This window comes from Nocardioides turkmenicus (genome assembly GCF_011045035.1).
GTDB lineage: Bacteria > Actinomycetota > Actinomycetes > Propionibacteriales > Nocardioidaceae > Nocardioides > Nocardioides turkmenicus.
In genome coordinates, this window is the sequence record NZ_JAALAA010000014.1 from 1 (window position 1) to 22,291 (window position 22,291).

Below are 22,291 nucleotides of genomic sequence, written 5' to 3' on the forward strand. Positions count from 1 at the left end.
GCCGGTGGCCGCGCGCCCCCTTTCACGTCGTGGCGTGGATGAAACGATCGCCCAGGTCGGAGCGCAGGTAGAGGACCGAGCGGCCATGGCGGGCCGAGGTCAGGAGCCCGGCCGCGCGCATCGCCCGGAGATGCTGGTTGACGGCCGTGGTGGTGACCCCGAGACGTACGGCCAGCTCGGTGGAGGAGGCCGGGGCCTCGAGCAGGGTGAGGAGCCCGGATCGGGTCGCGCCGATGAGGTCCTGCAGGGCCCGGGGCGCCTGCGGACGGTCGGTGGTCCACAGCGTGCCGAGGCCGCGTGCCGGGTAGAACATCACCGGCGGCTCCTCCGGTGAGATCGGGGTCGACGGGTTGCGGGTGAAGAGGGTGGGGACGAGGGTCAGCCCGTCGCCCGCGGTCGTACGCCGGTAGTCGACCTTCGAGGTGACCAGCTGGATGGTGAGGAGGTCGTCGGCGAGCGCGACCCGTGGTGAGATGTCCGCGAACATCGCGGCCATGCCGGAGTGGACGATTGTGCGTCCGCGGTGGACGATGTCGGCCTCCAGCACCGCTCGCATCCGCTGCCAGTGCGGCTCGAAGCAGGTGTCCCAGTAGCCGCGGAGGGCGGCGACGACGCGACGCAGCACCTCCTGCGGGCGTCCGCTCAGGACCTCGGGCGGGCCGCCGTCGAAGTGCACGGCATCGAGGTCGGCGCGGAGACGGTCCGGAGGCGTCGCCGCGACGACCTCGAGCTCGTCCTCGAGCCGGGACAGCGGGGTGCGCGGCCGCGGATTGAGGAAGTCCGGGATCCAGAGTCGGTCGTTGGTCAGGGCCAGCAGAGCCTCGCGGTCCAGGTCGGCGGAGGCGACGGAGCGGGTCCACGGCAGGTGGAGCGGGAAGCGGCCGGGATCGCGCAGGGAACGCAGCGACAGGGTGAGCTCGTTGAGCGGCGAGATGGCGAATCTGACCTCGCTCAGGTCGGGACCAGCCAGCTCGTACCTGATCATGAAGCAATACGCTACATCGTTAACGGTGCCCGGGCTGCGGGTGAGACAACTGGCCCATGATCCGACCCCCGAGCGACCCGGTCGAGCGCCCGCTCGTCGGCGCGATCGCCGCCCTCTCCCTCGCCCGCGGCATGTTCTTCGCCGTCAGCGCGCTCTACTTCACCCGAACCATCGGCCTCTCGGCGGTCACCGTGGGCATCGGGCTGACCGTCGCCGGCGCGGTCGGGGTCGTGGCCACGTACGCGGGTGGGCGGCTCAGCGACCGATGGGGCGCCGACCGGGTGCAGCTGGTGGCGATGACGAGCTACGGCATCGCCCTGCTGGCCTACGCCTTGGCTCGGGACGTGGTCGCGTTCGTGCTGATCGCGACCTGGGTCTCGGCCTCACGAGGTTTCCAGGCGAGTGCCCAGTCGACGCTGGTCGCCCGCTGGTTCGACGGCCCCGAGCGGGTGGCCGTACGTGCGCGGCTGCGGGTGGTGATGAACGTGATGATCGGCGTGGGCACGCTGCTCGCGGCGATCGCTCTGGCCGTGGACACCGGGACGGCCTATCGCACCACGATGGTGCTCGTCGGGGCACTGACCACGCTCGCGGCGGTGCCGCTCGTCGGGCTCAGGCGCCGGGTCGCCGGGCTGGGCGAGTCGATGGACGCCGGCGCCGGGCACGCCGTGGCCAAGGGGCCGTCGCCGCTGCGTGACCGCACCTATGTCACCGCCACCCTGCTCAGCGGGGTGATGGCGATCCACTTCGGGCTGACCTCGATCGGGGTGCCGCTGTGGGTGGCCGACCACACCGATGCGCCGACGGTGCTGGTCTCGCTGCTGCTGGTGGTGAACACGGTCTACGTCGCGCTCTTCCAGGTGCGGGCCTCGCGCGGCACCCACGACATCGCCACGGCGGGCCGGGCGGTGCGAGGCGCCGGCTTCCTGCTGCTGGCCGCGTGCGTGCTCTTCGCTGCGGCGGCCTACACCGGGCCCGCGTTCGCCACCGTGCTCCTGCTGGTCGCCGCGGTGGCCTCCTCGGCCGCCGAGACGCGCGGCGAGGCGGGCAGCTGGGGCCTGGCCTTCGAGCTCGCCGACCAGGAGCGGGCCGGTGCCTACCAGGGCGTCAGCCAGATGGGCTACGCGCTCGCCCACATGCTCGCGCCGCTGGTCGTGACCGCCACCGCGATCGACCACGGCACCGGCGGGTGGATGGCGCTCGGTGGGCTCTTCGCCGTCACCGGCATCCTCACGGCGCTGCTCGCCCGGCACGCCGCTGCGGCGCGCGCCCAGGCCCGGCCTCAGCGCAGCGAGTACGTCGCCAGCGAGACGCCGGTGTAGTGGACGATGAACGCCAGGATCGTGAAGGTGTGGAAGACCTCGTGGAAGCCGAACCACTGCGGCCACGGGTTGGGCCGCTTGAAGCCGTAGATCACGCCGCCCGCGGTGTAGAGCGCTCCGCCGACGATGATCAGCACGAACGTGGCGATGCCGATGCCCACGCCGAGGGCGACCGCGCCGTCGAAGAAGGACGGGATGAAGAAGATCGCCGCCCAGCCGAGCGCGATGTAGTTCGGGACGTACAGCCAGCGCGGGGCCTCGGGCCAGAAGACCCGGAAGACGACGCCCAGGATCGCTCCGGTCCACACCACCGAGAGCAGCACCACCTGGGTGACGCCGTCGAGGAGCAGCAGCGAGAACGGGGTGTAGGAGCCCGCGATCATCAGCATGATGTTGGCGTGGTCCCAGCGCTTCAGGATCGTATGGGCGCGGGCGCTCCACTTACCCATCGCGTTGCCGCGGTGGTAGACCGCCGAGACGGTGAAGAGCAGCAGCGCAGCCATCGTGAACACCGCGGCGCCGACCCGAGGGGCGCCGGAAGGAGCCAGCACGATCAGCACGACCCCTGCCGCCAGGGTGAGCGGGGCGCTGGCCAGGTGGATCCACCCGCGGAGCTTCGGGAGCGCCTCGTGCACGGTCGAGGAGACCGAGTCGCTGATCGTGCCGACCTTGTGGCGCATCGCGTCCGTCATCTCGCTCATGACGACCTAGGCTATCGGGCGTCCCTGAAGATCCGGTGAATCCCGTCCCGCTGGGTGATGTCGCCACGCCGCCGATACCCTTCTCCTCGTGGCAGACTGGAAGGACGGCGTACGTCGAATTCTGTATCCCGCCTACGAGGCGAGGATGCTGCGGAAGCTCGACACCTCCAAGCTGCCGAAGCACGTCGGGGTGATGCTCGACGGCAACCGCCGCTGGGCCAAGGAGGTCGGTCAGTCGACCGCCCACGGCCACCGTGCCGGCGCCGCCAACATCGAGCCGCTGCTGACGTGGTGCGACGAGATCGGCATCGAGGTCGTCACCCTGTGGCTGCTCTCCACCGACAACCTCAACCGGCCGGCCGAGGAGCTCGCGCCACTGCTCGAGATCATCGCCGACGCGGTCGACTCGCTGGCCGACGAGCGCCGCTGGCGGCTCCATCCGGTGGGTGCGCTCGACCTGCTGCCCGACTGGCTGGCCCATCGGCTCAAGGCCGCCGAGGAGGCGACTCGCGACGTCGACGGGATGCTGGTCAACGTCGCCGTGGGCTACGGCGGCCGCCGCGAGATCGCCGATGCCGTACGCGCCCTGCTCAACGAGCACGCCAACCGCGGCACCTCCCTGGAGGAGCTCGCCCAGATCATCGACGTCGAGCACATCGCCGACCATCTCTACACGAAGGGCCAGCCCGACCCCGACCTCGTCATCCGTACGTCGGGGGAGCAGCGCCTGGGCGGTTTCCTGCTCTGGCAGAGCGCGAAGTCGGAGTTCTACTTCTGCGAGGCCTACTGGCCCGACTTCCGGCGTACGGACTTCCTGCGTGCCCTGCGGGCCTACGCGCACCGGGAGCGTCGCCTCGGCAGGTGAGCTGAGCCCTTGGCGATTGCTTCGCAATTCGCGAGCGCTTCGCTGTAACCCTCGTCTTCCTCCGCTCCGTCGTCGCTTCGCTCCTCCTCCGCTGCGTCCAGACGAGGGACGCTCAGCGCTGACCGCTGGATGGAACAAACCGGCGGCGTCACACGGTGTTCACCGAGAAAAATCCTGCGTGTTGCCACGGACCGTTGGTCCGGCGACGTAGCGTTGGAGCAACGGCGGGGAACAAAATCCCGTCGCACCTGGAGGCCCGTTACGTGAGTAGTCACGAACCGAACCTGCGTCAGGATCACCTCGATCCCGACGGGTGTGAGGCGGTCGGCACCCCGACTGACGGTCCACCGTCCGGTCCATCTGATTAACGATGAAATGACCGGACTCATGGGTGTATGAGCCGGTCGCGAGAGGTGATCCGCGTGGCCAACCGAACCACGAACGAGCATGTCACCGAGGCCGATACGTCGGCCGCTCCGACACCGGCGTCGGAGCCATCCCCGTCCAGCACAGCCTCGGAGAGCGAGTCGCCTTCAGCGCGTACGTTCGTTCTCGACACGAGCGTCCTGCTCTCGGACCCGAAGGCCATGACGCGCTTCGCCGAGCACCAGGTCGTCCTCCCGGTGGTGGTCATCACCGAGCTGGAGGGGAAGCGGCACCACCCGGAGCTGGGCTACTTCGCCCGGTCCGCACTTCGGCAGCTCGACGGGCTGCGGGTCACCCACGGACGCCTCGACACGGCCGTCCCTGTCGGTGAGGACGGCGGCACGATCCGTGTCGAGCTCAACCACACCGACCCGTCCTCGCTGCCGAGCGGATTCCGGCTCGGGGACAACGACACCCGGATCCTCGCGGTCGCGCGCAACCTGAAGGGCGACGGCCTCGACGTCACGCTGGTCTCCAAGGACCTGCCGATGCGGATCAAGGCCTCCGCCGTCGGTCTCAAGGCCGAGGACTACCGCGGTGAGCGGATCAACGACTCCGACCCGGGCTACTCCGGGATGGCGGAGCTGGACGTCACCGCCGCGGACCTCGACGAGCTCTACGACGACGGGGTCCTCGACCTCGACGCCGCCCGCGACCTGCCCTGCCACACGGGCCTGGTGCTGATGTCGGACCGGGGCACCGCGCTCGGTCGGGTGGGGCCGGACAAGCAGGTCCACCTCGTCCGCGGCGACCGGGAGGCCTTCGGGATCCACGGCCGCTCCGCGGAGCAGCGGATCGCGCTCGAGATGCTGCTCGACCCGGAGGTGGGCATCGTCTCCCTCGGTGGCCGGGCCGGCACCGGCAAGTCCGCGCTCGCGCTGTGCGCTGGGCTGGAGGCGGTCATGGAGCGCAACCAGCACAAGAAGGTCGTCATCTTCCGTCCGCTGTTTGCCGTCGGCGGCCAGGAGCTGGGCTACCTGCCCGGCACCGAGAACGAGAAGATGTCGCCCTGGGGCCAGGCGGTCTTCGACACGTTGTCGGCCGTCACGTCCCAGGACGTGATCGACGAGATCCTGGACCGGGGCATGCTCGAGGTGCTGCCGCTGACCCACATCCGTGGCCGCTCGCTGCACGACTCCTTCGTCATCGTCGACGAGGCGCAGTCGCTGGAGCGCAACGTGCTCCTCACGGTGCTCTCCCGCATCGGGGCGAACTCGAAGGTCGTGCTCACCCACGACGTCGCTCAGCGCGACAACCTCCGGGTCGGACGCCATGACGGTGTCGTCGCGGTGATCGAGAAGCTGAAGGGACACCCGCTCTTCTCGCACGTCACCCTCACTCGCTCCGAGCGTTCGCCGATCGCGGCGCTCGTCACCGAGATGCTGGAGAACGTCGTCCCGTAATCCTTGTCACGTCAACCGCCCCAGACCTGTGAGGTCTGGGGCGGTTGTTATTTGTGTGACTCGTGTTACGGAAGTGATGCTCAGGACGGTCATTTCTGACCTACAAACGGTGCGTCCGGTTTGATACGGCTCGGTCGCTCATGCATTGTTTGCGGGTCTGTAATGCCTCAGCCCCCGAATGAGAGCCCGTGTCCAAGCCTGTTCATCGTGCCCCGCGACATCGCGGTGCGCCAGCGAATCCGCTTGTCGACGTTCCGCACAAGGCTGCGCGTACGACCGCCAAGACCACCCTCCTCCTCTCCGTCCTCGCGCTAGGCGGGACCAGCGCCGCCGTCGGCGGTGGAGTGGCCTTCACCGGGCCCGCCACCGACGACGCGAAGCTCAGCGCGGGTGAGTCGGCCTCCACCGACCTCCCCGAGCTCACCGACGCCCAGCGCGCCGCGATCGAGGCCGAGTCCGCCGCGCGCGGCAGCGAGACCTCCTCCCTGTCGCGTTCGGCCGGTGACCGCCGCGAGGTCGCCGACCCGGGCAAGCAGGCCGCGCTGTCGGCCGGCAACGACGTCCGGGCGATCGCCGGCGTCGAGGAGATCGAGATCGACCTCCGCAACCCCAAGGACATCGCCAAGTCGATGCTCGGCGACTTCGGCTGGGGGATGGACCAGTTCTCCTGCCTCGAGCCGCTCTGGGAGAAGGAGTCGGGCTGGAACCCGACCGCCGCCAACCCCTCCTCCAGCGCCTACGGCATCCCGCAGGCCCTCCCCGGCTCCAAGATGGCCTCCGCCGGTGACGACTGGGAGACCAACCCCGCCACCCAGATCGAGTGGGGCCTCGGCTACATCAACGACCGCTACGGCTCCCCGTGCGGCGCTTGGAGCCACTCCCAGTCCGTCGGCTGGTATTGAGCAACCCGCCGAGTCGGCTCGTCTTGAGCCGACTCGGCGATTTCAGGGGTGGGTCATGGACTCCACGTCGAGGGCCTTGTCGAGGTCTTCCTCGGTGATCGTGCCCTTCTCGACGTAGCCGAGCTTGATGACCGTCTCCTTGATCGTGGCGCCCTCGGCGAGGGCCTGCTTGGCGACCTTGGCGGCGGCCTCGTAGCCGATGTACTTGTTGAGCGGCGTGACGATCGAGGGGGAGGACTCGGCGTAGGCGCGGAGACGCTCGGGGATCGGCACGATCCCGTCGACGGTGCGCTCGGCCAGCACGGTCATCGAGGTGGAGAGCAGGCGGATCGACTCGAGGATGTTGCGGGCCATCACCGGCATCGCGACGTTGAGCTCGAAGGCGCCCGAGGCACCGGCGGCGGTCACCGCGGCGTCGTTGCCGATCACCTGGTACGCCACCATCAGCGTCGCCTCCGGGACGACCGGGTTCACCTTGCCGGGCATGATCGACGAGCCCGGCTGGAGGTCGGGCAGGTGGATCTCGGCCAGACCGGTGGTCGGGCCCGACGACATCCACCGCAGGTCGTTGTTGATCTTGATCAGGCCGACGGCGATCGTCTTCAGTACGCCGGACAGCTCGACGAGCGAGTCGCGGGTGCCCTGCGCCTCGAAGTGGTTGCGGGCCTCGGTGAACGGCTGGCCCGTGCGCTCGGACAGATCGGCGATCACGGCCTGCGGGAAGCCGGCGGGCGTGTTGATCCCGGTGCCGACCGCGGTGCCGCCGAGCGCCAGCTCGCGCACCCTCGGTAGCACCGCCTCGAGCCGCTCGGCGGCGTAGCGGATCGTGGCTGCGTACCCTCCGAACTCCTGGCCGAGGGTGACCGGCGTCGCGTCCATCAGGTGCGTACGCCCCGACTTCACCAGGCCGGCGAACTCGGTGGCCTTCGCCTCGAGCGAGGTGGCGAGCACGTCGATCGCGGGCAGCAGCTGGTCGCTGACCGCCACGGCGGCGGCCACGTGGATCGCGGTCGGGAAGGTGTCGTTGGAGGACTGGGAAGCGTTGACGTGGTCGTTGGGATGTACGTCGCCACCCCCGCGCGCCACCAGGGACGCGATCACCTCGTTGGCGTTCATGTTCGAGGACGTGCCCGACCCGGTCTGGAAGACGTCGATCGGGAACGCGTCGTCGTGGCGCCCGTCGGAGACCTCGCCCGCGGCCGCGATGATCGCCTCGGCCTTGTCGGCGGGGACCACGCCGAGGTCGCGGTTGGCCTTGGCGGCAGCGGCCTTCACATGGCCGATCGCATGGATCAGCGCCGGCTCGATCGGCGTCCCGGAGATGGGGAAGTTCTCCACGGCCCGCTGGGTCTGGGCGCGCCACAGCGCATCCTTCGGGACCCGGACCTCACCCATGGAGTCGTGCTCGATGCGAAAGCTCTTGTCGTCCGTGTCTAGTTCGACCATGTCTAGTTCAACCTTTGACTAGTTGGTGCCATTCCCGTGTGTGACCGTCCCCGCATAGAGCCAGTACGTCTCCTCGTGACCCTGCAGGTCGACCGGGTAGGAGAGCGCCTCGGCGTCGTCGAAGACCTGCGCCATCACCTCCAGCAGCGCCGGCGCCTCTGCCGCCGACCACACCACCACCGTGCCACCCGGAGCGGTGGCTCGTCGCGCGTCGGCGAGCGCGGGCGCCTCGTAGAGCGCCCCGTTGGCGTCGTGGACGAGGTAGCCGGGGCCGTTGTCGACGTCCAGGAGCACGACGTCGTAGGCCTCCGGGCTGCTCTCCCGCAGGACCACGGCCACGTCGGCGACCTCGACCCGGACGCGCTCGTCGGCCAGCAGCGCGGGGCCGTGCGGGATCCGCCCGGCACGCATCCACTCGACCAGCCGCGGCTCGATCTCGACGACGGTGACCGCCTCGACCCGCGGGTCGGCCAGCACCGCCTCCAGCGTGAACCCGAGCCCGAGGCCACCGATGAGCACGTGCTGCGGCTGTGCGTGCAGCTCGAGCGCACGCGTCGCGAGCGCCTTCTCGGTCGAGGTCTCCCGGGTGTCCATCACGAAGATCCCGTTGGCCCGCAGCTCCAGATGGCCGTCCGCCCGATGTTTGAGGACCAGACCACCGTCGACGATCACCGATTCCATCACGGTTCCATTGTGTCGGATCTGGGTACCGGGCCCGCCATGAGCGATGACAACACCCAGTTCCCCGCCCAGCAGCAGGAGCCTCCGGGGCTGACCGGCGAGATGGAGCCGGTGCCCGACCACGGCGAGTCGAGCTATCAGGGCCACGGCCGCCTCGAGGGCAAGGTCGCCCTGATCACCGGCGGCGACTCCGGCATCGGCCGCGCGGTCGCGATCGCGTACGCCCGGGAAGGGGCCGACGTGGCCTTCACCTACCTCCCCGAGGAGGAGCCGGACGCGCAGACGACCTCGAAGCTGGTCGAGGATGCCGGCCGGACGGTGCTGGCCATGCCGATCGACCTGCGCGAGCGCGAGGCCTGCGACGAGGTCGTCGAACGCACGGTGCAGGAGCTCGGCGGCCTGGACATCCTGGTCAACAACGCCGGCTATCAGTACGCCCGTGACAAGGGCCTGACCGACATGGACGACGAGCGGATCGACCGGACTTTCAAGACCAACCTCTACGCCCTGCTCTGGCTGACCCGCGCTGCCGTCCCGCACCTGCGGAAGAGCAACGGCTGCGTCATCAACAACGCCTCGATCCAGGCGTACGAGCCCTCGACCAGCCTGCTCGACTACGCCGCGACGAAGGCCGCGATCAACAACTTCACCGTCAACCTCGCCGCCGAGCTCGGCCCCGACGGGGTGCGGGTGAACGCGGTGGCGCCTGGACCGATCTGGACGCCGCTGCAGCCGGCGACGCAGGCGCCGGAGAAGGTGGAGAAGTTCGGGGCGAACACGCCGCTGGGCCGCGCCGGCCAGCCGGCCGAGGTCGCGCCGGCGTTCGTCTTCCTGGCCTCGCCCGCCGAGGCGTCGTACGTGTCCGGAACCGTCCTCGGGGTGACTGGGGGACGGCCGGTGTTCTGATGGCTACCAGCGGTTTCGGCGGCAGCGGGATCGAAGGCGGTGGCCCCGACGAGAGGCCGGAGGAGCGGATCACCCGCAACTGGAACGAGCTCCTCCAGGAACTGCGGGTGCTGCAGACCGGGGTGCAGATCCTGACCGGGTTCCTGCTGACGGTGCCGTTCTCGCCACGCTTCCCGGAGCTGAACGACCACCAGCAGACGATCTACCTCGTCGTGCTCGTCGGCGCGGTCGTCACCACCTGCCTCATCATCGCCCCGGTCTCCTTCCACCGGATGCTCTTCCGGCGCCGGCAGCGGCCGTGGCTGGTGACGGCCTCGCACTTCTGTGCCCGGGCAGGGCTGGTGGGTTTCGCGATCGTCTCGGCGCTGGTCGTGCTGCTCGTCTTCGACGTCGTCGTCTCGCTCACCGCGGCGGTGATCGCCGCGATCGCGGTGCTGCTCCTGTTCGTCTCCCTCTGGGCGGGCCTGCCGTTGCTGAATGGGCGAAACAACTCCCACTGACCCGGTGTGATGACCGCCACAGCCGGAGTACGCTGGACGGGAAACCGAGTCTGGTGGGCTTATGTGGTCGATCTTCTGGATCATCGTCGCGGTGCTGCTCGGAGTCGCCGAGGCGTTCACGATGACGCTGGCGTTCGCATTCGTCGCCGGCGGGGCGCTGCTTGCCGCCGGGAGCGCCGCGCTGGGCGCCCCGGTGCTGGTGCAGGTGCTCGTCTTCGTGCTCGCCGGCGGCGGCAGCGTGCTGCTGGTACGGCCCGTCGCACGCCGTCACATGGCGCTGCCGCCGCCGGTGCGTGACGGCACCGACGCGCTCGTCGGCCGTCAGGCGGTCGTCCTCGCCGAGGTCAGCTACGCGCACGGCCTGGTGCGGCTCGCCGGCGAGGACTGGACCGCCCGGCCCTACGACGAGGACCTGGTCATCCCGGTCGGCTGTCGGGTCGACGTGCTCGAGATCGAAGGCGCGACGGCGCTCGTGCACCCCCGGGACCCGCTGTCGCTGTCGCCGTAGAGAGGGACGTACGTCATGGAACTTCTGCTGCTTGTGCTGGTTCTGATCGGGCTGGTGGTCGGGGGAGTGGCCTCGACGGTGCGGATCGTGCCGCAGGCCCGGCGCTACAACATCGAGCGGTTCGGCCGCTACCGGATCACGCTGCAGCCGGGGCTCAACTTCGTGATCCCGCTGGTGGACCGGGTCAACACCAAGCTGGACGTACGCGAGACCGTCTACTCCTCCAACCCACGGCCGGTGATCACCGAGGACAACCTGGTGGTCGCGATCGACACGGTGCTCTACTACCAGATCACCGACCCGCGGGCGGCCGCCTACGAGGTCGCCAACTACCTGCAGGCGATCGACCAGCTCACCGTCACCACGCTGCGCAACCTGATCGGGTCGATGGACCTGGAGACGACCCTGACGTCCCGCGAGACCATCAACACCCGGCTGCGTGAGGTGCTCGACGACGCCACCGGGAAGTGGGGGATCCGGGTCAACCGGGTCGAGATCAAGGCGATCGACCCGCCGGCCTCGATCAAGGAGGCGATGGAGAAGCAGATGCGCGCCGAGCGCGACAAGCGCGCCGCGATCCTGCACGCCGAGGGCAAGCGGGCCTCGCTCATCCTCGAGGCCGAGGGCACCCGGCAGAAGTCGATCCTGGAGGCCGAGGGTCACCAGCAGGCCCGGGTGCTCGAAGCCGACGGTGAGGCCAAGGCGCTCGAACGGGTCTTCCAGGCGGTCCACGCCAACGACGCCGATGCCAAGGTCCTGGCCTACAAGTACCTCGAGATGCTGCCCTCGCTCGCCGCGCACGGCAACTCGTTCTGGGTCATCCCCGGCGAGCTCACCGAGGCGATGCGTACGGTCACCGGTGCCTTCGCCGACAGCGCGTCGAAGTCGGTGGACAACAGCAAGGACAACGGCGAAGAACGACGTACGCCGCCGCTTCCCGGTCCGCGCAACGCCATCGAGCAGGCCCAGCGAGAGGCGCACGAGGAGGCCGCCAAGGCCGTCGAGGCGGCCAAGGAGGAGTCCGCTCGCGCGGATCGCATCGTCGGGTGACCCGCACTCGGGCATCGTGAGCCGCTCGGGCGGGTACCGAGCGGCCATGAGCGAACCACGCGATGATCAGGAAGAGACCGAGGAGAACGGGCAGGTCTCCGAGGTCCAGCAGATGGACCCGGAGGTGGCCGGAAGGCCCATCGCGCCGTCGGACTCGACCGCCGGGTACCCCGAGTCCGAGTCCGGGGAGCCCGACACCCGTGGCTCCGGCCCCGACGCCGCGCCCCCGGAGAACCGGCGCGACAACGACGTCTAGCGACTCTGCGGCCGCCGGAAACCTGTCGCGACCGGCGCACCGGGGCGGCAGGATGCGGCCATGGCCCTGTCCACGCCCACGCTGCGTACGTCCCGCCTGCTGCTGAGGCCTTTCACCGACGCCGATGCGGAGCCGCTGTTCGCGCTCCAGAGCGACGCCCATGTGCTGCGCTACTGGGACTCGCCGCCGTGGACCGAGCGCACTCGCGCGGAGCAGTTCATCGCTCGGTGCCGCGAGATGGCGGCGGAGGGGAGCGGGGTGCGCGTGGCGATCGAGCGCGACTCGGCCTTCCTGGGCTGGTGCACGCTGAACTCGTGGAACCCCGACTTCCGCAGCGCGTCGCTCGGCTACTGCCTCGGTGAGGCGGCCTGGGGGCACGGCTATGCGACCGAGGCCGCGGGCGCGCTGCTGGGATGGGCGTTCGACACCTTGGACCTCAACCGGGTGCAGGCAGAGGCCGACACGCGCAACGCCCCCTCCGCCCGGGTGCTGGAGAAGCTGGGTTTCAGGCTGGAGGGGACGCTTCGCGAGGACTGCATCGTCAACGGCGTCGTGTCGGACTCGTGGGTCTTCGGGCTGCTCCGACGTGAGCGCCGGACATAGGTCAGCCGAAGAGGTCGCCCAACCAGGACTCGCGGTGGTGGCTGCGACGCTTGTCGTAGCGGTGGTCGTCGTCGTAGTCGCGCCGCTCGTACTCCCGCTTGTCGTAGTCCCGCTTCTCATAGCGCCGCTCGTCGCGCTGCTCCTGGCGGGGCTGCTGGTAGCTGCCGGGCTGCGGGGAACCGACGGACCGCTCGACGATCTTGTCGATCTCGCCGCGGTCCAGCCACACGCCACGGCACTGCGGGCAGTAGTCGATCTCGATGCCTTGGCGCTCGCTCATCACCAGGGTGGCACCGTCGATGGGGCACTGCATGGGGGTCTCCTCGTCGTCGGGGATCAGCGCCCATCAACCTATCCGGTCGTCCCGCATCCGCCGAGGCTCAGCGCTCCTTGGAGCGCACCCGGATGCCGGTGAGCGGGACCGTGGTCGTCCCACTCGGGTCGGTGAAGAAGTCGTTGCCCTCGCCGTCGACGACGATGAAGGCGGGGAAGTTCTCGACCTCGATCTTCCAGACCGCCTCCATGCCGAGCTCGGGGTATTCGAGCACCTCGACGGACTTGATGCAGTCCTGCGCGAGGCGGGCGGCGGGGCCGCCGATCGAGCCGAGGTAGAAGCCGCCGTAGGTGCCGCACGCCTCGGCGACGACCTTGGAGCGGTTGCCCTTGGCGAGCATGACCATGGAGCCGCCCGCTGCCTGGAACTGCTCGACGTAGGAGTCCATCCGGCCGGCGGTCGTCGGTCCGAAGGAGCCGGACGCCATGCCCTCGGGCGTCTTCGCCGGGCCGGCGTAGTAGACCGGGTGGTTCTTCATGTAGTCGGGCATCTCCTCGCCCGCGTCGAGCCGCTCCTTGATCTTGGCGTGCGCGATGTCGCGGGCCACGACCATCGGGCCGGTCAGCGAGAGCCGGGTCTTGACCGGGTGCTGCGACAGCGTCTCCAGGATCTTCTCCATGGGCTGGTTCAGATCGATGTCGACGACCTCGCCGGCCGAGATCTCCTCGGCCATCCCGGCGTCGGGCATGTACTGCGCCGGGTCGGTCTCGAGCTGCTCGAGGAACACGCCGTCGCGGGTGATCTTGCCCAGCGCCTGGCGGTCGGCGGAGCAGGAGACCGCGATCGCGACGGGGCACGAGGCGCCGTGGCGGGGCAGGCGGACGACGCGTACGTCGTGGCAGAAGTACTTGCCGCCGAACTGGGCGCCGATCCCGAAGGACTGGGTCAGCTCGAAGACCTTCTCCTCCAGGTCGAGGTCACGGAAGCCGTGAGCGCTCATCGAGCCCTCGGTCGGGAGGTTGTCGAGGTAGTGGGCCGAGGCGTACTTGGCCGTCTTCAGCGCGAACTCCGCCGACGTCCCGCCGATGACGACGGCCAGGTGGTAGGGCGGGCACGCGGCCGTCCCGAGCGAGCGGATCTTCTCGTCGAGGAAGGTCAGGATCTTGTCCGGGTTGAGGATCGCCTTCGTCTCCTGGAACAGGAACGACTTGTTGGCGCTGCCGCCACCCTTGGCCATGAAGAGGAACTTGTACTCCGGCCCGTTCTCGCCCTCGGCCGTCGAGTAGATCTCGACCTGCGCGGGCAGGTTGGAGCCGGTGTTCTTCTCCTCGTACGTGGTCAGCGGGGCCAGCTGCGAGTAGCGGAGGTTGAGCTTGGTGTAGGCGTCGAAGACACCGCGGCTGACGGTCTCGGCGTCGTCGGAGCCGGTCAGCACGCCCTCGGACTTCTTGCCCATCACGATCGCGGTGCCGGTGTCCTGGCACATCGGCAGGATCCCGCCGGCGGAGATGTTGACGTTCTTGAGCAGGTCGAGCGCGACGAAGCGGTCGTTGCCGGAGGCCTCGGGGTCGTCGATGATCTTGCGGAGCTGCTTGAGGTGGGCCGGACGGAGGTACTGGTTGATGTCCTTCATCGCCTCGGCGGTCAGCAGGCGGATCGCCTCGGGGTCGACCTTGAGGAACTTGCGTCCGTCGACCTCGATCTCTTCCACCCCCTCGCTGGTGATCAACCGGTAAGGAGTGTCGTCCTTGCCGGTGGGGAGGAGGTCGGAGTACCGGAACTCAACGTCAGCCACGGAAGGGAATCGTACGCCGCCGGGGATGTCACAGATCGCGCGCGTCCGGAGTCTAGATGTCGAGCGCCCCGGAGAGCGGGGCCGGGAACCAGGAGGACAAATGACTGCCACCCGAATCGCGCCCGCGGAGGTCACCGGCTTCAAGGGGATGCTGATCAAGCGGTTCGCCATGAAGATGCTCGGCCAGGTGCCGTCCTCGGTCGGCGTCTACTGGCACAACCAGAAGGTGCTGATGGGCATGTCCGGCCTCGGGTCCAAGGTGCAGAAGTGGGACGCCTGCGACGAGCAGCTGAAGTCCTTCGCCCACATGGCCGTCGCCTCGGCCGTGGGGTGCAGCTGGTGCCTGGACTTCAACTACTTCGAGGCGCACAACCGCGGCCTCGACATGGACAAGGCGCGGGAGGTGCCGCGCTGGCGTGAGTCCGACCTGTTCACCCCGCTGGAGCGGGACGTGATGGCGTACGCCGAGGCGATGAGCCAGGCCGAGCCGACCGTCACCGACGAGATGGTGTCGGGCCTGGTCGCGCAGCTCGGCGAGGCCGCCGTGGTCGAGCTGACCGCGGTCATCGGGTTCGCCAACTTCTCGACCCGCACCAACATCGCGCTGGGCATCGAGTCCGACGGTTTCGCGGAGGCGTGCGAGCTCAAGCCGCTCGCGCAGCGCGGAGGCCAGCCGTCCACGATCGGGTGAACCCCTTGCGTCGGGTCCCCACGATTCCGTTACAGTGATCGAGACCCAAACCCACACGGGAGTCCGCGGCAGCGGGCTGAGAGGGAGCTGGAGCCGCTCCGACCGTAATACCTGATCCGGATCATGCCGGCGAAGGAAGTGACCTGACGTGCTGTCTGCCCTCCCGAGGCTCTTCTGCCTCGTCTCCACGACCGACGACCTGACGCTCCTGCCCGCGCTCGCCGCGGCAGGGGTCGACGGCTTCCAAGTACGCGACAAGGCCGCGACCACACGTGAGCTGGTCGTGCTCACCGCGAGCGTGATCGAGCTGGTCGCTGCGTACGAGGCGTGTGTCGTCGTCGACGACCGGCTCGACGTGGCGCTCGCCGCCGGTGCGCACGGCGTCCATCTCGGCGCCTCCGACCTGCCGCTGGCCGAGGCCCGGCGGATCGCCGACGCGGTCACGCCCGGGCTGGTCATCGGCGCGACCTGCCGGGACCGCGCCGCGGTCGAGGCGGCTGCGGCCGCGGGCGCCGACTACGCCGGCTTCGGGCCGGTCTTCGCCACGTCGTCCAAGGCCGGACTTCCCGACCCGCTGGGCGTCTCCGCCATCACCGATGCCGCCGGCGTGCTGCCGCTGATCGCGATCGGCGGTATCTCGGCCGAGTCCGCCGGGCCCGTGCGCGCTGCCGGCGCCCACGGGGTCGCCGTGATCGGCGGGCTCTGGCGACAACCCGATCCGGTCCAGGCCGCGAAGGAGCTCGTGACGGCGGTGGCGTGATGCGGGTGCGCGTCCTCGGAGCCGGGATCGTCGGACTGTCCGTCGCCGACGAGCTGATCCGTCGGGGCCATGACGTCGCGGTGGTCGATCCGGCGCCGGGCTCGGGGGCCTCGTACGCCGCGGCCGGCATGCTCAGCCCGGCCGGCGAGGCCTGGCACGGCGAGGAGGATCTCACCCGCCTGTGCCTGTCGTCGCTCGCGCTCTGGCCCGATTTTGCGTCGCGGCTCGGGGTGTCCGTGCACACCCGCGGGACGCTGCTGGCCGGTGTCGACGCCGGGGACGTCCAGCAGGTCGAGCGGCAGCTCGCGGTGCTCGATCTCGCCGGGGTCTCCTACGAACGGTTGGGGCGTCGAGACCTGCTGGGCTACGAACCCGGGCTCGGCCGGGTCGCCGGCGGCGCCTTCCTCGCCGACGACCACTCCGTCGATCCGCGTGCCGTAGTCGCGGCGCTGCTCGCGCGTGTCGGCGACCGTGTTGGTCTCGACACGACGTCGTTCGTTCCTCACGACGTCGGCTCGACCGACGCAACCGCTGGTCGAGCCGCCGGTTCGCCGCTGGTCGAGCCCGGCGAGCGCCAGCGAGCCGGTGTCGAGACCAACACAGCCGTCGACGCGACCGTCATCGCCACGGGTGCGAACCTCCCAGCTCAGTACTCCTCCCTCATCCGCCCGGTACGCGGCGACGTGGTGCGCCTGCGGACGCCGGAGCGGGTGGAGCGGACGGTGCGCGCCTGGGTGCACGGCGAGCAGGTGTACGTGGTGCCGCGGACGGACAGCGACGAGGTCGTCATCGGGGCGACCTCCGAGGAGCGCGACGGCCCGCTGCTGCCGACGGTCGAGGGCGTGTGGCGGCTGCTCGACTCCGCCCGCCGGGTGGTGCCAGGCCTCGACCGGGCCAGCGTGGTGGAGGTGACCTCACGGGATCGCCCCGGCACCGCCGACAACCTCCCGCTGGTCGGTCCGACCCAGGAGTCGGGGGTTCTGCTCGCCGCGGGCGCCTATCGCAACGGGGTCCTGCTCGCGCCGCTCATCGCGCGGCTGGTCGCCGATCACATCGAGACAGGAACGGTGGAGCCCGCGGTCGACCCGCGCCGGTTCCGGATGAAGGAGGACGGATGAGGATCACCGTGAACGGCGAGCCGATGGAGGTCGGTGGCACCGTCGCCGATCTGCTCGAGGCCAGGACCGGCGACCGGCGGCCGAGTGGTGTCGCGGTCGCCGTCGCCGAGGAGATCGTTCCTCGCGACGACTGGGCGGAACGCTCGCTCCAGGACGGCGACGTCGTCGAGATCGTGACGGCGGTGCAGGGCGGATGAGCGTGTTCAAGATCGCCGGGCGTGAGCTGTCCTCGCGCCTCCTCCTCGGCACCGGCGGCCTGCCCAACCTGGCGCTGCTCCCGGACGTCATCGCTGCGGCCGAGCCCGGGATGGTGACGGTGTCGATGCGGCGTACGTCCTCGACGGCGGCCGGCGGGCTGCTCGAGACACTGCGCGCCGCGAAGGTGCCGATCCTGCCCAACACGGCCGGCTGCCTCTCGGCACGGGAGGCGGTGCTGACCGCCCAGCTCGCTCGCGAGGCGCTGGAGACCGACTGGGTCAAGCTCGAGGTGATCGGCGACGAGACCTCGCTGATGCCCGACGCCGTCGAGCTCGTCGAGGCCGCCGAGCAGCTGGTGCGCAAGGGCTTCACGGTCCTTCCGTACGCCACCGACGACCCCGTCCTCGCCCGCCGGCTCGAGGACGCCGGCTGTGCGGCGGTGATGCCGCTCGGCTCGCCCATCGGGTCGGGGCTCGGCATCCTCAACCCTCACGCCATCGAAGCCATCGTGGCTGCGGTCGACGTGCCGGTGGTGCTAGATGCCGGCGTCGGCACCGCCTCGGACGCAGCCCTGGCGATGGAGCTCGGCTGCTCCGCCGTCCTTGCCGCCACCGCGGTGACGCGTGCTGACGACCCGGTCGCGATGGCCCGTGCACTGCGGCTCGCGGTCGAGGCCGGCCACACCGCCCGCGGCGCCGGCCGGATCCCGCGCCAGGCCGTCGCCCGCGCCTCGTCACCGATGGAAGGCCGGATCGCATGAGTCTGCCGCGACTGCTGGTGCTCACCGACCGTTCCCAGCTGCCGCTCGGCCGCAGCCTGCTCGCCACGATCGCAGCCTGCGCCGAGGCCGGCCTGACCCACGTCGTACTCCGCGAGCTCGACGAGCCCCTGGAGCATCGAGCCAGACTGGCCGAGCTGCTCATGGCCCGGGGCCTCGACGTCATCGCCGCCCACACCCCGCTGCCCGGTGCGGTCGGCCTGAACCTGCCCGCCTCCGCGAGCTGTAACACGTCGTTCGGTGGGCTTCCCGCCCGTTCAGAACGACCGGATAGTCCGACGAACAGCGTGTTACAGCTCGGCCGCAGCTGCCACAGCCCCGCCGACGTGGCCCGAGCCGCCGAGGACGGGTTCGACTACGCGATGCTGAGCCCCTATGCGCTGACCGACTCCAAGCCCGGGTACGGGCCGCCGCTGGGGCCGGATGCGTTCGCGGACCTGCCGCTCCCGACGTACGCCCTGGGCGGGATCACCCCGGACAACGCTGCCGAGGCGGTGGCGGCCGGGGCTCACGGGGTCGCGGTGATGGGCGCGGTGATGCGTGCCGACGAGCCGGCACAGGTCGTACGTGATCTCCTCGCCGCCCTCCTCGCCCCGGCGGTGACCACGTGAACCCGCCGGTCGCCCTCACGATCGCGGGCACCGACTCCGGCGGAGCAGCGGGTACGGCGGCCGACCTGGCCACCTTCGCCGCGCTCGGGGTCCACGGCGCCTGCGTGATCACCGCCGTCACCGCCCAGGACACGACCGGGGTCAGCGACATCCATGCCATCCCGCTCGCCACCGTCGAGGCACAGCTCCACGCCGTCTTCGACGACCTTCCCGTCGCGGCGGTGAAGACCGGCATGCTCGGCAGCGCAGAGACGGTCGAGCTCGTCGCCCGCCTCTGCGCCGGCCGCCTGCTCGTCGTCGACCCCGTCCTCGTCGCGACCTCCGGTGCCGTCCTCGGCGGAGAGGACGTACGCCGCGCCTACCTCGACCATCTCCTCCCGGTCGCCACCGTCGTCACCCCCAACCTCGCCGAGGCCCGGGCCCTGACCGGTCGGGACGGGTCACCTCGAGAGCTGGCGGAGGAGCTGGCCGGGCTGAAGCCGGCCGTGATCGTCACCGGCGGCGACCCCGCGGCCACCGGGGAGTGCACGGACTGGCTCGCCGAGCCGGGACGCGCCCCGATACCCCTCCGACACCCCGCCATCCCCACGACCAACGACCACGGCACCGGCTGCACCTACAGCTCCGCCCTCGCCGCTCACCTCGCCCACGGCGCACCGCTGCGGGAGGCGGCGGAGCAGGCCGCTGCGTACGTCACCCGACAGCTCGCCATCAGCAAGACCTGGACCCTCGGCCGCAGCCGAGGGCCGATCGCCCACACATCCGGAGGAACACGATGACCGTCCACCCCGCCCACACCCGCCTCGAGCTCGGCGACCTGAAGGTCCCGGTGACCCGGGTCGCGCTGACCAACGGCGAGACCTTCGACCGTTACTGCACCGAAGGCCCCGGATCGCAGCCGGAGCAGGGCCTCCCGCCGCGCCGCGAGGAGTGGATCGAGGAGCGAGGCGACACCGAGACCTACGAGGGTCGCCGGACCGAGCTGCTGGACAACGGCAAGGCAGCCGTACGCCGCGGCGCGGCCCGCCAGGAGTGGCAGGGCGAGCGCCGCCAGCCGCGCAGAGGCACCAACATCACCCAGATGCACTACGCACGCAAGGGCATCATCACCAAGGAGATGGCCTACGCCGCAGTGCGGGAGAACTGCGACCCCGAGCTGGTCCGCGAGGAGGTGGCGGCGGGCCGCGCGATCATCCCCAACAACGTCAACCACCCCGAGTCCGAGCCGATGATCATCGGCAAGCGGTTCCTGGTGAAGGTCAACGCCAACATCGGCAACTCAGCGGTGACCAGCAGCATCGCCGAGGAGGTCGACAAGCTCACCCACGCGATCACCTGGGGTGCCGACACCGTGATGGACCTGAGCACCGGCGACGACATCCACACCACCCGGGAGTGGATCCTGCGCAACAGCCCCGTCCCGATCGGCACCGTCCCGATCTACCAGGCGCTGGAGAAGGTCAATGGCGAGGCCGACAAGCTGACCTGGGAGGTCTTCCGCGACACCGTCATCGAGCAGGCCGAGCAGGGCGTCGACTACATGACGATCCACGCCGGGGTCCTGCTCCGCTACGTCCCGCTGACCGCCAACCGGGTCACCGGCATCGTCAGCCGGGGCGGCTCGATCATGGCCGGCTGGTGCCTCGCGCACCACCAGGAGAACTTCCTCTACACCCACTACGACGAGCTCTGCGAGATCTTCAAGCAGTACGACGTCGCCTTCTCCCTCGGTGACGGCCTCCGCCCGGGCAGCACCGCCGACGCCAACGACGAGGCCCAGCTCTCCGAGCTGCGCACCCTCGCCGAGCTGACCGAACGAGCCTGGGAGCACGACGTCCAGGTCATGGTCGAGGGCCCCGGCCACGTCCCGCTCAACCTCGTCGAGGAGAACGTACGTCTCCAGCAGGAGTGGTGCCACGGCGCGCCGTTCTACACGCTGGGCCCGCTCGCGACCGACATCGCGCCGGGCTACGACCACATCACCAGCGCGATCGGCGCGGCCACGATCGCGATGCACGGCACCGCGATGCTCTGCTACGTCACCCCGAAGGAGCACCTCGGCCTGCCGGACAAGGACGACGTGAAGACCGGCGTGATCACCTACAAGCTCGCCGCGCACGCCGCCGACATCGCCAAGGGCCACCCCGGAGCACGCGACCACGACGACGCGCTCTCCAAGGCGCGCTTCGAGTTCCGCTGGCGCGACCAGTTCGCCCTCTCCCTGGACCCGGTCACCGCGGAGAGCTTCCACGACGAGACCCTGCCGGCCGAGAACGCCAAGACCGCCCACTTCTGCTCGATGTGCGGCCCGAAGTTCTGCTCGATGAAGATCAGCCAGGACGTACGCGACCGGTTCGGCAACGACGGGGCGACCCCCGAGGAGATCGAGGCCGGGATGATGGAGAAGTCGAAGGAGTTCGCGGCGGCGGGAGGTCGCGTCTACCTCCCGCTCGCCGACTGAGCACCCGGCTACGCGTCCGACCGCAGGCTCTCGTAGATCCTGGCGAGTCCCTCCGAGCCGTGCCCTGCGGCGATCTGTCCGCTGATCAGCGCCTGGACGCCGGCGATGGGGGAGGGGTCGACCCCCTCCTCCTCGCTGGCGCGCACGATGTGGGTGAGGTCGGAGAAGTCCAGGCTCTGCTGGCCCGGGACGGTGTAGTCACCACCGTCGATGACCTTCGCGTAGCCGTCGAGCCCCTCGGTCATGGCGGCCAGGAAGGGCGCCTGCCGGGCGGCGAAGTCGGCGGCGCTCATCCCCATCGAGGCGACCATCGCCGCGCCGTGGAAGAAGCCCGTGAACATCTGGTACATCCCCGACAGCATCGCCAGGTCCACCAGCGACGCCCGGCCGGCGTCCTCGCCGTGGAACTCGCTGGTGGCCCAGACCTCGAGGGTCGGCAGGAGGGAGTCGTACGCGGCCCGCGAGCCGCTGTAGAAGATCTGCCCCGCGCGGGATCCGATCATCGCCGGCACGGCCATGATGGCGCCGTCGAGGTAGTCGACACCGTGCTCGGCGGCCCACGCGGCGAGCTGGCGCGACTCATTCGGGGACGTGGTCGTGACGTTGAGGAGGGTGCGACCCCGGAGGTCGGCGGCGACCGGGCCGAGGGTCTCCTCGACCGAGGCGTGCTTGAGCAGGCAGGCGACGACGACCGGGCTCGCCAGCACCGCCTTGCGGACAGAGTCGGCGGCGCGCGCGCCGCGCGCGACCAGGTCGGTGGCGCGGCCGGGGGTGCGGTTCCAGACGGTCACGGAACGGCCGGCGTCGAGCAGCGCGGCCGCCAGGGCGCTACCCATCGCCCCGGTGCCGAGCATCGTGAAGTCGGTCGTGCGGATGGAGTCTCGGTCGGATCGATCAGTGGATTCAGTCACGTCATCCATGCTGGAGGACTGCGTCGGCCGTGGGGAGTACCCACTATTTACTGGGGTACGCACCTTCAGGTAAGTGCGATCCTGAGTAAAGACTCAGGGTTGAACCTGAGAGACGGATGCCGCCTGCGTCGATAGCATCA

At 70.0% G+C, this 22,291-nt stretch carries 25 protein-coding genes and 1 riboswitch; of the genes, 18 read left to right on the forward strand and 7 right to left on the reverse strand.

Annotation, left to right across the window (positions count from 1 at the left end; all coding sequences use genetic code 11):
- Nucleotides 1–22: 22 nt before the first annotated feature.
- Nucleotides 23–985 carry an ArsR/SmtB family transcription factor gene (locus G5C66_RS16505; RefSeq protein WP_165112061.1) on the reverse strand — a complete coding sequence of 321 codons (963 nt, stop codon included), beginning with the start codon at nucleotides 983–985 and terminating at the stop codon, nucleotides 23–25.
- Between the two features lie 56 nt (nucleotides 986–1,041).
- Between G5C66_RS16505 and G5C66_RS16510 the strand changes: the two genes are divergently transcribed.
- Nucleotides 1,042–2,307, forward strand: a complete 1,266-nt coding sequence (locus G5C66_RS16510; protein WP_165112062.1) for an MFS transporter — start codon at nucleotides 1,042–1,044, stop codon at nucleotides 2,305–2,307.
- Here G5C66_RS16510 and trhA read toward each other — a convergent pair.
- Nucleotides 2,268–3,008: a PAQR family membrane homeostasis protein TrhA gene (trhA, locus tag G5C66_RS16515; RefSeq protein ID WP_241248599.1), complete on the reverse strand. Its 741-nt coding sequence runs from the start codon at nucleotides 3,006–3,008 to the stop codon at nucleotides 2,268–2,270. The two genes, G5C66_RS16510 and trhA, sit on opposite strands and share 40 nt — an antisense overlap.
- 88 nt (nucleotides 3,009–3,096) lie before the next feature.
- On the opposite strand from trhA, the gene G5C66_RS16520 reads away from it, so the two are divergent.
- The 3 genes from G5C66_RS16520 (at nucleotide 3,097) to G5C66_RS16530 (ending at nucleotide 6,604) form a co-directional block, all read left to right on the forward strand.
- Nucleotides 3,097–3,873, forward strand: coding sequence for an isoprenyl transferase (locus G5C66_RS16520; protein ID WP_165112063.1), 777 nt, complete (start codon nucleotides 3,097–3,099; stop codon nucleotides 3,871–3,873).
- Between the two features lie 422 nt (nucleotides 3,874–4,295).
- Nucleotides 4,296–5,702 carry a PhoH family protein gene (locus G5C66_RS16525; protein ID WP_165112064.1) on the forward strand — a complete coding sequence of 469 codons (1,407 nt, stop codon included), beginning with the start codon at nucleotides 4,296–4,298 and terminating at the stop codon, nucleotides 5,700–5,702.
- 188 nt (nucleotides 5,703–5,890) lie between these two features.
- Nucleotides 5,891–6,604 (forward strand): aggregation-promoting factor C-terminal-like domain-containing protein, encoded by a 714-nt coding sequence (locus G5C66_RS16530; RefSeq protein WP_165112065.1) that lies wholly within the window; start codon nucleotides 5,891–5,893, stop codon nucleotides 6,602–6,604.
- A gap of 42 nt (nucleotides 6,605–6,646) precedes the next feature.
- Here the strand turns inward: G5C66_RS16530 and G5C66_RS16535 are convergent, their stop codons facing one another.
- Together G5C66_RS16535 and G5C66_RS16540 are read right to left on the reverse strand one after the other, a co-directional pair.
- Nucleotides 6,647–8,050, reverse strand: coding sequence for a class II fumarate hydratase (locus G5C66_RS16535; RefSeq protein ID WP_165112066.1), 1,404 nt, complete (start codon nucleotides 8,048–8,050; stop codon nucleotides 6,647–6,649).
- 18 nt (nucleotides 8,051–8,068) lie between these two features.
- Nucleotides 8,069–8,731, reverse strand: coding sequence for a spermidine synthase (locus tag G5C66_RS16540; protein ID WP_165112204.1), 663 nt, complete (start codon nucleotides 8,729–8,731; stop codon nucleotides 8,069–8,071).
- 39 nt (nucleotides 8,732–8,770) lie between these two features.
- Here G5C66_RS16540 and G5C66_RS16545 point away from each other — a divergent pair, with 39 nt between their 5' ends.
- The 6 genes from G5C66_RS16545 (at nucleotide 8,771) to G5C66_RS16570 (ending at nucleotide 12,554) form a co-directional block, all read left to right on the forward strand.
- Entirely contained in the window at nucleotides 8,771–9,637 is an 867-nt protein-coding gene (locus G5C66_RS16545) for a glucose 1-dehydrogenase (protein ID WP_165112067.1), read from the forward strand.
- A complete protein-coding gene (locus tag G5C66_RS16550; protein ID WP_165112068.1) occupies nucleotides 9,637–10,137 on the forward strand; it encodes a DUF6328 family protein in 501 nt (166 codons plus the stop codon). The genes G5C66_RS16545 and G5C66_RS16550 overlap by 1 nt, the downstream gene beginning before the upstream one ends.
- A 61-nt stretch (nucleotides 10,138–10,198) precedes the next feature.
- On the forward strand, nucleotides 10,199–10,645 hold the full coding sequence (locus tag G5C66_RS16555; RefSeq protein WP_165112069.1) for an NfeD family protein: 447 nt from the start codon (nucleotides 10,199–10,201) through the stop codon (nucleotides 10,643–10,645).
- A gap of 15 nt (nucleotides 10,646–10,660) precedes the next feature.
- On the forward strand, nucleotides 10,661–11,695 hold the full coding sequence (locus tag G5C66_RS16560) for an SPFH domain-containing protein (RefSeq protein ID WP_165112070.1): 1,035 nt from the start codon (nucleotides 10,661–10,663) through the stop codon (nucleotides 11,693–11,695).
- Nucleotides 11,696–11,741: 46 nt separating this feature from the next.
- Nucleotides 11,742–11,951 (forward strand): hypothetical protein, encoded by a 210-nt coding sequence (locus tag G5C66_RS16565; RefSeq protein ID WP_165112071.1) that lies wholly within the window; start codon nucleotides 11,742–11,744, stop codon nucleotides 11,949–11,951.
- Between the two features lie 60 nt (nucleotides 11,952–12,011).
- Nucleotides 12,012–12,554, forward strand: coding sequence for a GNAT family N-acetyltransferase (locus tag G5C66_RS16570; RefSeq protein ID WP_165112072.1), 543 nt, complete (start codon nucleotides 12,012–12,014; stop codon nucleotides 12,552–12,554).
- A 1-nt stretch (nucleotide 12,555) separates the two neighbouring features.
- Here the strand turns inward: G5C66_RS16570 and G5C66_RS26080 are convergent, their stop codons facing one another.
- Nucleotides 12,556–12,867 carry a TFIIB-type zinc ribbon-containing protein gene (locus tag G5C66_RS26080; protein ID WP_165112073.1) on the reverse strand — a complete coding sequence of 104 codons (312 nt, stop codon included), beginning with the start codon at nucleotides 12,865–12,867 and terminating at the stop codon, nucleotides 12,556–12,558.
- Nucleotides 12,868–12,934: 67 nt separating this feature from the next.
- Entirely contained in the window at nucleotides 12,935–14,623 is a 1,689-nt protein-coding gene (locus tag G5C66_RS16580) for a FumA C-terminus/TtdB family hydratase beta subunit (protein WP_165112074.1), read from the reverse strand.
- 100 nt (nucleotides 14,624–14,723) lie between these two features.
- Here G5C66_RS16580 and G5C66_RS16585 point away from each other — a divergent pair, with 100 nt between their 5' ends.
- The 8 genes from G5C66_RS16585 (at nucleotide 14,724) to thiC (ending at nucleotide 21,240) form a co-directional block, all read left to right on the forward strand.
- Nucleotides 14,724–15,314, forward strand: coding sequence for a carboxymuconolactone decarboxylase family protein (locus G5C66_RS16585; RefSeq protein WP_165112075.1), 591 nt, complete (start codon nucleotides 14,724–14,726; stop codon nucleotides 15,312–15,314).
- A 45-nt stretch (nucleotides 15,315–15,359) separates the two neighbouring features.
- A riboswitch (TPP riboswitch) is annotated at nucleotides 15,360–15,469 on the forward strand.
- Nucleotides 15,463–16,074 (forward strand): thiamine phosphate synthase, encoded by a 612-nt coding sequence (gene thiE, locus G5C66_RS16590; RefSeq protein ID WP_165112076.1) that lies wholly within the window; start codon nucleotides 15,463–15,465, stop codon nucleotides 16,072–16,074. It overlaps the preceding riboswitch by 7 nt.
- Nucleotides 16,074–17,192: a glycine oxidase ThiO gene (gene thiO, locus G5C66_RS16595; protein WP_165112077.1), complete on the forward strand. Its 1,119-nt coding sequence runs from the start codon at nucleotides 16,074–16,076 to the stop codon at nucleotides 17,190–17,192. The genes thiE and thiO overlap by 1 nt, the downstream gene beginning before the upstream one ends.
- Complete coding sequence (gene thiS, locus G5C66_RS16600; RefSeq protein WP_165112078.1) at nucleotides 17,189–17,389, forward strand: sulfur carrier protein ThiS; 201 nt, start codon at nucleotides 17,189–17,191, stop codon at nucleotides 17,387–17,389. The genes thiO and thiS overlap by 4 nt, the downstream gene beginning before the upstream one ends.
- Entirely contained in the window at nucleotides 17,386–18,150 is a 765-nt protein-coding gene (locus G5C66_RS16605; protein ID WP_165112079.1) for a thiazole synthase, read from the forward strand. The genes thiS and G5C66_RS16605 overlap by 4 nt, the downstream gene beginning before the upstream one ends.
- The gene (locus G5C66_RS16610; RefSeq protein ID WP_165112080.1) at nucleotides 18,147–18,779 is read left to right on the forward strand and encodes a thiamine phosphate synthase; all 633 of its coding nucleotides are present in this window, start codon (nucleotides 18,147–18,149) and stop codon (nucleotides 18,777–18,779) included. Before G5C66_RS16605 ends, G5C66_RS16610 begins: the two co-directional genes overlap by 4 nt.
- Entirely contained in the window at nucleotides 18,776–19,558 is a 783-nt protein-coding gene (thiD, locus tag G5C66_RS16615; RefSeq protein ID WP_165112081.1) for a bifunctional hydroxymethylpyrimidine kinase/phosphomethylpyrimidine kinase, read from the forward strand. The genes G5C66_RS16610 and thiD overlap by 4 nt, the downstream gene beginning before the upstream one ends.
- A complete protein-coding gene (thiC, locus tag G5C66_RS16620; protein WP_165112082.1) occupies nucleotides 19,555–21,240 on the forward strand; it encodes a phosphomethylpyrimidine synthase ThiC in 1,686 nt (561 codons plus the stop codon). The genes thiD and thiC overlap by 4 nt, the downstream gene beginning before the upstream one ends.
- Nucleotides 21,241–21,248: 8 nt before the next feature.
- Here the strand turns inward: thiC and G5C66_RS16625 are convergent, their stop codons facing one another.
- Nucleotides 21,249–22,160 (reverse strand): NAD(P)-dependent oxidoreductase, encoded by a 912-nt coding sequence (locus G5C66_RS16625; RefSeq protein WP_165112083.1) that lies wholly within the window; start codon nucleotides 22,158–22,160, stop codon nucleotides 21,249–21,251.
- Nucleotides 22,161–22,291: the final 131 nt, after the last annotated feature.

Excerpts from the sequence above, each read along its gene's own strand:
- G5C66_RS16545 (WP_165112067.1), top strand. The coding sequence starts at position 8,771 with ATGAGCGATGACAACACCCAGTTCCCCGCCCAGCAGCAGGAGCCTCCG.
- G5C66_RS16605 (WP_165112079.1), top strand. The coding sequence starts at position 17,386 with ATGAGCGTGTTCAAGATCGCCGGGCGTGAGCTGTCCTCGCGCCTCCTC.
- thiO (WP_165112077.1), top strand. The coding sequence starts at position 16,074 with ATGCGGGTGCGCGTCCTCGGAGCCGGGATCGTCGGACTGTCCGTCGCC.
- G5C66_RS16510 (WP_165112062.1), top strand. The coding sequence starts at position 1,042 with ATGATCCGACCCCCGAGCGACCCGGTCGAGCGCCCGCTCGTCGGCGCG.
- G5C66_RS16585 (WP_165112075.1), top strand. The coding sequence starts at position 14,724 with ATGACTGCCACCCGAATCGCGCCCGCGGAGGTCACCGGCTTCAAGGGG.
- thiS (WP_165112078.1), top strand. The coding sequence starts at position 17,189 with ATGAGGATCACCGTGAACGGCGAGCCGATGGAGGTCGGTGGCACCGTC.
- thiC (WP_165112082.1), top strand. The coding sequence starts at position 19,555 with ATGACCGTCCACCCCGCCCACACCCGCCTCGAGCTCGGCGACCTGAAG.
- G5C66_RS16625 (WP_165112083.1), bottom strand. The coding sequence starts at position 22,160 with ATGGATGACGTGACTGAATCCACTGATCGATCCGACCGAGACTCCATC.
- G5C66_RS16555 (WP_165112069.1), top strand. The coding sequence starts at position 10,199 with ATGTGGTCGATCTTCTGGATCATCGTCGCGGTGCTGCTCGGAGTCGCC.
- G5C66_RS16610 (WP_165112080.1), top strand. The coding sequence starts at position 18,147 with ATGAGTCTGCCGCGACTGCTGGTGCTCACCGACCGTTCCCAGCTGCCG.
- G5C66_RS16570 (WP_165112072.1), top strand. The coding sequence starts at position 12,012 with ATGGCCCTGTCCACGCCCACGCTGCGTACGTCCCGCCTGCTGCTGAGG.
- G5C66_RS16565 (WP_165112071.1), top strand. The coding sequence starts at position 11,742 with ATGAGCGAACCACGCGATGATCAGGAAGAGACCGAGGAGAACGGGCAG.
- G5C66_RS16540 (WP_165112204.1), bottom strand. The coding sequence starts at position 8,731 with ATGGAATCGGTGATCGTCGACGGTGGTCTGGTCCTCAAACATCGGGCG.
- G5C66_RS26080 (WP_165112073.1), bottom strand. The coding sequence starts at position 12,867 with ATGCAGTGCCCCATCGACGGTGCCACCCTGGTGATGAGCGAGCGCCAA.
- G5C66_RS16560 (WP_165112070.1), top strand. The coding sequence starts at position 10,661 with ATGGAACTTCTGCTGCTTGTGCTGGTTCTGATCGGGCTGGTGGTCGGG.
- trhA (WP_241248599.1), bottom strand. The coding sequence starts at position 3,008 with ATGAGCGAGATGACGGACGCGATGCGCCACAAGGTCGGCACGATCAGC.
- G5C66_RS16550 (WP_165112068.1), top strand. The coding sequence starts at position 9,637 with ATGGCTACCAGCGGTTTCGGCGGCAGCGGGATCGAAGGCGGTGGCCCC.
- G5C66_RS16505 (WP_165112061.1), bottom strand. The coding sequence starts at position 985 with ATGATCAGGTACGAGCTGGCTGGTCCCGACCTGAGCGAGGTCAGATTC.
- G5C66_RS16535 (WP_165112066.1), bottom strand. The coding sequence starts at position 8,050 with ATGGTCGAACTAGACACGGACGACAAGAGCTTTCGCATCGAGCACGAC.